Here is a 7,839-nt window from a genome sequence, read left to right as displayed (position 1 = left end):
GTTGTAAAATAACTCGATAACTTCCAGTTTTTGAAACTGAGAAATCGGAATTTGTAAATGAGGTGAATTTATGATGTTACATTCATATCCGTTATTAATATCTATATATAAGGGAGAGGGACGAATGTTAATTGTTCCGCTTATTGACCATATTGCAGGATATTCGATTGATTCAGATTGGTTCATAAATTTATCAGATTTGGACAATGCTGTTTCTGTCGGTGAAGGTGTAAAAAGTGCTATTGATTACATAAGAAACAGTCCTTTATCTTCGCTGACGCCTAATGAGCGAAAAGAAAATGCTGCATGGAAGAAAAATACGAAATATAGAAGCCGAGTAGCTTTTTGGAAAAATAATCATTATGTTCGTGTTAAAATCACTGAAGATAATCAGTATATAATACATTCGATGAAAAAATCACATAAAAGACAATATGCATATGATGAAATCATCAAAGAATTTATACTATTTGCTGATGCAGATGCTGAGGAAATAGGCAAAGCGGTTATTGAGTCTTTTATGGAATCAGAACGATATTACAACATGGGTTAGAGTTTGGTTGTAATAATATATCATACATGATATTGGGAGCTTATGCTGAGCCTATAAGTATAAATTACAGGAGGGTTCAAATGGGATTATTTGATAGATTTAAGAGGACATCAAAGGAAAGTTTATTAGGATATTTGCAAAATAGCATTTCAGATAATTCTAGTCTGGAACACATAGTAAGCGTGTTTGAAGAGATGTGTAATATGCCACTTAAAGAAGATATGATTTTATTTGAAACAGGAACCTATTCTTTTACAGGAAAACCTATGTTTAACTTTTCTTTGGTTAGACAATTTCCTAATGATGAGGAAGAGTATTATCAAATTCACGTGGATGTGTTATATATTCCAACGGAAGGAAATAAAGATTTTCAACGAACTATATGGAATGAGGACATTGAAGAAGATATATTCAGCTATATCAAAAAGACTCCTGAGTTTAATTTCTGTAAAGATAAGGTATTCAGCAAAATAGAAATATATTTGGATGAAACCTAACGTGAAAATCGGAATTTATCAAGCTGCTAATTTTGAAAATTTCTTTGAAAAACTATTGACTCCTACGCAACGTAATAGTTTACGATGTGTTTATCGAGAGGAGGAAATGACAATGATGACAGTGAATGAGGTAAGTAAATTAACAGGAGTGAGTATACGCACTCTGCAGTATTATGATACCATTGGTCTCTTAAAACCTATTGAATATACAGAGTCAGGTTATAGGTTGTATGACGATACATCCTTGGAAAGGCTGCAACAAATTTTACTGTTTAAAGAATTGAAATTTCCGCTTAAGGAGATTAAAAAGATAATTGATGCCCCTAACTTTGACAGGAACAAAGCATTAGAGCAGCAGATTGAATTGCTAACTATGAAAAAAGAGCATCTTGAAAATCTTATTAGTTTCGCTCGAGGAATAAAAGGAATAGGAGTGAAATATATGGATTTTAAAGTATTTGATACAACAAAGATTGATGAGTATTCTAAACGAGCAAAAGAACAATGGGGACAAACCTCTGAGTATAAGGAGTTTGAAGAGAAAACAAAGAACTGGACGAAAGACGATGAAGCTACTGTTGCAAATGAGTTTATGCAATTATTTGTTGAATTCGGACAAATGAAAGAAATGGATCCAGAAGATGAACAGGTGCAGTTGCAGGTAAGGAAACTTCAGGATTACATTACAGATCATTTTTATATATGTTCTGATAAGATTTTATGCGGTCTTGGAAGAATGTATGACGGTGGAGGAGAACTTACGGAAAATATTGATGATGTTGGAGGAGTTGGCACAGCAGAGTTTGCAAGTAAAGCTATTGATATATTTTATATGAGCAGAAGGTAACTTCCAGTTTGGAGAATTGAAAAAAATGGAATTTACCTATTAAGACATATAAACTGTTGACAATAAAGCTCCTATATAGTATGTTTTTAATAAACTACTATATAGGAGCTTTTGCATGGAAATGAATGGAGGATTTCTTGTCACCAAAATAAAACAGCTTGGAGACCGGATTTTCGAGAAGATTCTCAGTGAAAAGAATATTGATGCATTTAATGGAGCTCAGGGGCGTATTCTTTATGTGCTGTGGCAGGAGGATGGTATCTCAATCAGGTCACTCTCGACTAAATGCGGATTAGCGATAACATCTCTTACTACGATGTTGGAAAGAATGGAAAATCAAGGGCTGATAAGCCGTGTTCAGTCTGAAACGGACAAAAGGAAAACACTCCTGTTTCTGACTGAGAAAGCACATGCCTTGAAGGGCGAGTACGATTCTGTATCTGATGAGATGGGCAGTATTTACTACAAAGGTTTTTCAGAGGAAGAAATTACCCGGTTTGAGGAATGCCTAGACCGCATCAGAAAGAATCTTGAGGAGTGGCAGAAGTCATGAGTATTTGTATCAAAGATCAGATTCAGAACATGAATATCGTCATTGGCTGCACAGTGGGGTGTACATATTGCTATGCCCGCAACAACGTGAAACGCTGGCATATGATTGATGACTTCTCTGACCCTGAATTCTTTCCGGGTAAGCTCAAGATGATGGAAAAGAAACGTCCGAAGAACTTTCTTCTTACCGGGATGAGCGATCTCTCCGGATGGAAGCCGGAATGGAGAGACGAGGTATTTGCAAAGATCTGTGAAAACCCACAGCATCAGTTCCTGTTCCTTACCAAGCGACCTGATTTGCTGGATTTTGATACCGATCTGGAAAACGCATGGTTTGGCGTTACGGTGACGAGGAAAGCAGAACTGTGGCGTATCGACGCCCTTCGGAAAAATGTCAGAGCAAAACATTACCATGTTACCTTTGAGCCGTTATTCGACGATCCCGGCACAGTTGACCTTTCCGGAATCAATTGGATCGTTGTCGGCACCATGACCGGAGCTCAGAGCAGGAAGATTCATACGGAGCCGGAATGGGCATGGTCTCTGGCGGACCAGGCACATAAGCTCGGCATTCCGGTGTTTATGAAGGAAGACCTTGTCCCTATCATAGGGGATGAAATTATGATTCAGGAAATGCCGGAAGAATTTAATAAAGTGTTAGAGGAACAGAAATCATGGAAGAAGTAATAAATGGAATCCTCATTCGTGAGGTGGAAACAAAGAACATCATGACTAAGTCTAGTCTGCCGGTAGGCGGTTACTCGGTCAATCCCTATGTAGGCTGTACACATGCCTGCAAGTATTGCTATGCTTCTTTTATGAAGCGCTTTACCGGGCACAAGGAGGAATGGGGCACTTTCCTTGATGTGAAGCATTGGCCGGAAATTAAAAATCCGAAGAAATATGCTGGACAGCGGGTGGTCATCGGTTCTGTGACAGATGGCTACAATCCACAGGAGGAGCAATTCGGGAATACCAGAAAACTTCTGGAGCAGCTGATCGGCAGTGACGCAGATATTCTGATCTGCACAAAGTCGGATCTTGTGGTACGGGATATTGATCTGCTGAAGAAGCTTGGACGAGTAACCGTTTCATGGTCGATCAACACACTGGATGAAAATTTCAAGAACGATATGGACTCTGCTTCGAGCATTGAGCGCCGTATCGCTGCTATGAAGCAGGTATATGAAGCAGGTATCCGTACAGTCTGTTTCGTATCCCCGGTATTCCCCGGTATCACGAATTTTGAAGTAATCTTTGAGCGGGTAAAGGATCAGTGCGATCTGTTCTGGCTCGAAAATCTCAATCTTCGAGGCGGTTTCAAAAAGACAATTATGGATTATATCGCCGGAAAATATCCTGATCTTGTACCACTTTACGACGAGATCTATAACAAGCATAACCGCAGCTACTTTGAAGCACTTGAAGTAAAAGCTGAGAAAATGGCTAAGAAGTATGATTGTGCCTTTGTGGATAATGAAATGCCTTATGGCAGAGTCCCGCAGGGACATCCGGTGATCGTAGATTATTTCTATCATGAGGAAATCCGTGGGACAGAGAATACCGGAAAAAGAAATCGTTAATCTAAACGAAAATTAAACTGATGATGGTGGAGAGATTTATTTATCGCCATTTGAAATCGAGAAGTTCTTGTTTGAAAAATTGAGAAATCGTAAAATTGAAAAAAAAGGAATGCACAGTTCTTAGCTTATCGGGAACTGTGCATTTTTGTAAATAAATACTTTTAATTAGCCTATTACGGCATCCTCTGCTGTAAAATGTTTCAGAGAATTTTCTTTTACCTGAATGCAGATATAAGTAATTCCGGAAATATCGGATGCAAAAAACTGACGCTTTGCAGCAGGTGCGATTTTTATCCAGTCTCCAGTTGAAAGGCTGATTTCTTCTCCATCAATTATGGCCTTGCCGTTACCTGAAAGAATTCCATAGATTTCTTCATTTTCTTTATGAGAATGAACAAATGGGACATTTGCTCCTGCAGGTAGTTCGTTTAAACTGATTTCTGCACCTGTTAAAGACAACTTTTCATGCAGCTCAATTCGGTTTTCCTTTCCAATAGTTGTTTTTGTGTAATTTGTCATAATAATACCTCCATAGTTGATTTGTAGTTTCTGGTTGCTTGGTATTAGTATAGTGTGAGACACATACAAAAACAAGTACGCACCTTTTTGTAACTGTACACTCAAAATTGAATGTGTTACAATAGACTCGGAGGTGAGAATTATGCGAGCAAAAGAAGAATTACCGGAATGCCCAGTTGCAACAGCGGTATCTCTCATCGGAGGAAAATGGAAACTGCTGATTTTGCGTAACTTGAAAGAGCGTCCATGGAGATTCAATGAGCTACAACGAAGTATAGATGGTATTTCACAAAAGGTTTTGACAGATAGTTTAAGACAAATGATGAGTGATGGGCTGGCATATCGCCACGATTACCATGAGCAGCCACCGAGAGTTGAATACGGCTTAACGGAACTCGGAACAAAAATGCTTCCAATTGTTAATTCACTTGCTGACTTTGGTAACTACTATAAATCAATTATTGAACAAAATTAAGGACGTTAGTATTTGAAAAACTCGAACAATTCCAGTTTTTGAAACTGAGAAATCGGAATTTAGGGAGGTACAAGAATGATAAATTTAGTGGCACTTCCGTGCCTCTGTGTAGATGTTTTTGATGGAACAGATGAATTGCGTGCAGGTGGTGAAGCCCTTAATTTTGCAGTTCATGCATCAAAATTTGAGGAGTTTAATGTTTCAATATTGGGTGCGGTTGGACAGGATTCCTACGCAAAATTTATTATGGATTCTGTTTCTGATAAGAGAATAGATGTAAGCCATGTAAGAGTTGAAGAGGATAAAGTAACTGCAAATAATCGTACATATCTTACGGCTGACGGTGACAGATATTACAAAGATGATTCATGGACGGGTGATATTGTTGATAAAATGATATTGAATCAAGACGAATTGGACTTTATAAAAAAATCAGAGGTTGTATTTATACATTTCTGGGCAGGCTGTTTTGAACAAATTATAGATTTAAAAAAGAATAATAACTTCAGATTGGCTGTGGATTTTGTAGAATATCGTAATTTTAAGGAGATGGAAAAATATGCACCATATATAGATTATTTCCTGATTAGTGGAGAGGAATCAATTCTTCCGATATTTGAAGCATTTTCCAAGAAGTATAAAGGACTATTTAATGCATCTTTAGCTGATAAAGGAAGTGTTACATATTATAATGGTGAAAAGTATTTTGTCCCGGCTGATGAAGCTTTAGAAATAGTTGATACTACTGGTTGCGGAGATAGCTACCATGCAGGCTTTGTGTGTTCTCATATGTTAATTGGTGATATTTACGAGGCTATGAGAGTTGGTACAGAATTTGCAACAGAGACATTGTCTCATTATGGTGGCTTTTAATTCGATTTGTAAGGAGAAACAATATGACAGGGTTTATTATATGGTCACTTTTCGGAGTGTTTATAATTGGATTATGAATAAAAGATATGTTTTCTAAGAATCCGGTTGTGAAGAAAAGTAAATAAACTTCAGTTTTTGAAACTGAGAAATCGGGATTTATAAAGGAGAATATTGATGAAACTATTTTTATGTTCGCACTTTTCAAGTGTAGGAAGTCTGATAAAGGAAGAAATTGAAAATAAGAAAGTCGCATTTATTCCAACAGCTTCGTTGCGTGAAGGCTACACCGGTTATGTCGGCTCGGCTCGAAAATTATTCAAAAAGTTGGGAGCAATCGTAACTGAAATTGATATTTCAACGGAGGCTTATTCAACGATACAGTCTGTTTTTGAAGATGCAGATGTGATATATTTTACCGGCGGAAATTCTTTCTTTCTTATGGACCAACTCCGTAAAACAAGAACTGATGGGTTGCTAAAAAAGGAATTGGCAAATGGAAAATTGATGATCGGCGAGTCGGCAGGCGCAATTATATGCGCTCCAAGCATCCAATATATCGAGCAAATGGATGAAAAGCCGGAGGACTACTCACAAGAAGATGATGCAGGGCTTGATTTGATTGATTTCTATGTTCTTCCGCATTATCTTACAGCACCATTTAAGAAAGTTACCGAGAAAATAATGACTGAGTTTTCGGATTTGAATCTATGCCCTATTAACAACCATCAGGGAATTGTAATTGATGGTGAAGGTTCAAAGGTTATTTGCAAAGACTAATTTGAAAAATCCTTTTTTGAAACTGGAAAATCGGAATTTTCTTGATGGTGGAGGATGCGTATGGAACATAAGGGCACAATTAGAATAGAAACAGATAGATTAGTTCTTAAACGACATGTATTAGATGATGCAGAAATCATGTTTAAAAACTGGGTAACAGAAAAAGATGTAACAAAGTTTTTAAGTTGGCAACCGCATAAAAATGTCGACGAGACAAAGCAATTACTAATTGATTGGATAGAATCGTATGATAAGCAGGATTTCTATTTTTGGACAATTGAGTTAAAAGATTCGCATGAACTGGTTGGAGATATATCAGTAGTAAGTCTCGATGAGGCAACAGAAAGTGTGGAGCTCGGGTATGGTATTGGAAGCAGATGGTGGGGAAAAGGTATAACTGCAGAAGCAGGAAGGGCATTGGTAAAATTCTTTTTTGAAGAAGTAAAAGTCAAACGTGTATATGCAAAGCATGCTGCAGGTAATCCAAACTCAGGAAGTGTAATGCAGAAAATGGGAATGAAAAAAGAAGGAATAATTAGGCAGTCGGGAACCTGTAATCAAGGTATTGTGGATGAAGTTTATTATTCCATACTTAGAAATGAGTATTTTAGTAATGATAATTGATGAAAAAATCTAATTTAGCGACACACTCGAAAATTTCAGTTTTTGAAACTGAGGAATCGGGATTTAAGGAGGTCTTGTATGAAGAAAATCGTATGTACAATGCTATGTATTATGCTTTTATTTGGTTTGAGTGCTTGTGGTGGAGATGTCAGTGAAGAGAAAACTCATAATGTTGAATCTGAGAGCTATTCAGAAGAGGATATTAAAGCCGCTATTGACACAATAAAAAAGGAGTTTAAGAGTGACTGGAAAGGATGCACTCTCACAGAAATTTACTATGCCGGAGATGACTGCACGAAAGATCATAAAGATTGGGCAGACAGAAACAATGCAGATGAAGTCATTGTTTTATCATCTTCATTCGATGTTGATTCATCTGGTGGAAACGGGTCTTTGAATCCAAATAGTACATACAGTGATTGGAAGTGGATTTTAGTTAGAACAGATGGCGGAAAGTGGCAGCATGTTGACCATGGATATTAAGTCAAATTCCAGTTTTTGAAACTGAGAAATCGGAATTTGTGAGGGAAAGAAATGAA

12 protein-coding genes are annotated in these 7,839 nt (G+C 37.4%); 11 read left to right on the top strand and 1 reads right to left on the bottom strand.

What is annotated here, in order from left to right:
• Positions 1-124 precede the first annotated feature (124 nt).
• The 6 genes from DW159_RS13550 (at position 125) to DW159_RS13525 (ending at position 4,032) form a co-directional block, all read left to right on the top strand.
• Positions 125-553 (top strand): contact-dependent growth inhibition system immunity protein, encoded by a 429-nt coding sequence (locus DW159_RS13550; protein ID WP_117551459.1) that lies wholly within the window; start codon positions 125-127, stop codon positions 551-553.
• An 80-nt stretch (positions 554-633) separates the two neighbouring features.
• Positions 634-1,050, top strand: a complete 417-nt coding sequence (locus tag DW159_RS13545) for a hypothetical protein (RefSeq protein ID WP_117551457.1) — start codon at positions 634-636, stop codon at positions 1,048-1,050.
• 112 nt (positions 1,051-1,162) lie between these two features.
• Positions 1,163-1,897 (top strand): MerR family transcriptional regulator, encoded by a 735-nt coding sequence (locus DW159_RS13540; protein ID WP_117551455.1) that lies wholly within the window; start codon positions 1,163-1,165, stop codon positions 1,895-1,897.
• 115 nt (positions 1,898-2,012) lie between these two features.
• Positions 2,013-2,450 (top strand): radical SAM mobile pair system MarR family transcriptional regulator, encoded by a 438-nt coding sequence (locus tag DW159_RS13535; RefSeq protein ID WP_004853467.1) that lies wholly within the window; start codon positions 2,013-2,015, stop codon positions 2,448-2,450.
• Positions 2,447-3,136: a radical SAM mobile pair protein A gene (locus DW159_RS13530; RefSeq protein WP_117551453.1), complete on the top strand. Its 690-nt coding sequence runs from the start codon at positions 2,447-2,449 to the stop codon at positions 3,134-3,136. The genes DW159_RS13535 and DW159_RS13530 overlap by 4 nt, the downstream gene beginning before the upstream one ends.
• Positions 3,124-4,032, top strand: coding sequence for a radical SAM mobile pair protein B (locus DW159_RS13525; protein ID WP_117551451.1), 909 nt, complete (start codon positions 3,124-3,126; stop codon positions 4,030-4,032). Before DW159_RS13530 ends, DW159_RS13525 begins: the two co-directional genes overlap by 13 nt.
• A gap of 165 nt (positions 4,033-4,197) precedes the next feature.
• On the opposite strand, the gene DW159_RS13520 is transcribed toward DW159_RS13525, so the two are convergent.
• Positions 4,198-4,551, bottom strand: a complete 354-nt coding sequence (locus tag DW159_RS13520) for a cupin domain-containing protein (RefSeq protein ID WP_117551449.1) — start codon at positions 4,549-4,551, stop codon at positions 4,198-4,200.
• 142 nt (positions 4,552-4,693) lie between these two features.
• On the opposite strand from DW159_RS13520, the gene DW159_RS13515 reads away from it, so the two are divergent.
• From DW159_RS13515 to DW159_RS13495, 5 genes are all read left to right on the top strand, one after another.
• Entirely contained in the window at positions 4,694-5,026 is a 333-nt protein-coding gene (locus DW159_RS13515) for a winged helix-turn-helix transcriptional regulator (RefSeq protein ID WP_008373705.1), read from the top strand.
• A gap of 75 nt (positions 5,027-5,101) precedes the next feature.
• Entirely contained in the window at positions 5,102-5,899 is a 798-nt protein-coding gene (locus tag DW159_RS13510) for a PfkB family carbohydrate kinase (protein WP_022215831.1), read from the top strand.
• A 174-nt stretch (positions 5,900-6,073) separates the two neighbouring features.
• Complete coding sequence (locus tag DW159_RS13505) at positions 6,074-6,676, top strand: Type 1 glutamine amidotransferase-like domain-containing protein (RefSeq protein WP_015534087.1); 603 nt, start codon at positions 6,074-6,076, stop codon at positions 6,674-6,676.
• A 60-nt stretch (positions 6,677-6,736) separates the two neighbouring features.
• Positions 6,737-7,300 (top strand): GNAT family N-acetyltransferase, encoded by a 564-nt coding sequence (locus tag DW159_RS13500; protein ID WP_015534086.1) that lies wholly within the window; start codon positions 6,737-6,739, stop codon positions 7,298-7,300.
• 78 nt (positions 7,301-7,378) lie between these two features.
• Positions 7,379-7,783 carry an LptM family lipoprotein gene (locus DW159_RS13495; RefSeq protein WP_117551447.1) on the top strand — a complete coding sequence of 135 codons (405 nt, stop codon included), beginning with the start codon at positions 7,379-7,381 and terminating at the stop codon, positions 7,781-7,783.
• The last annotated feature ends 56 nt before the right edge of the window (positions 7,784-7,839 follow it).

The organism is Coprococcus sp. AM14-16, from assembly GCF_003434675.1.
Classification (GTDB): Bacteria; Bacillota; Clostridia; order Lachnospirales; family Lachnospiraceae; genus Coprococcus; species Coprococcus aceti.
Note: the sequence above shows the minus strand (reverse complement) of the source record. Positions and strands in the feature narration are given on the sequence as shown.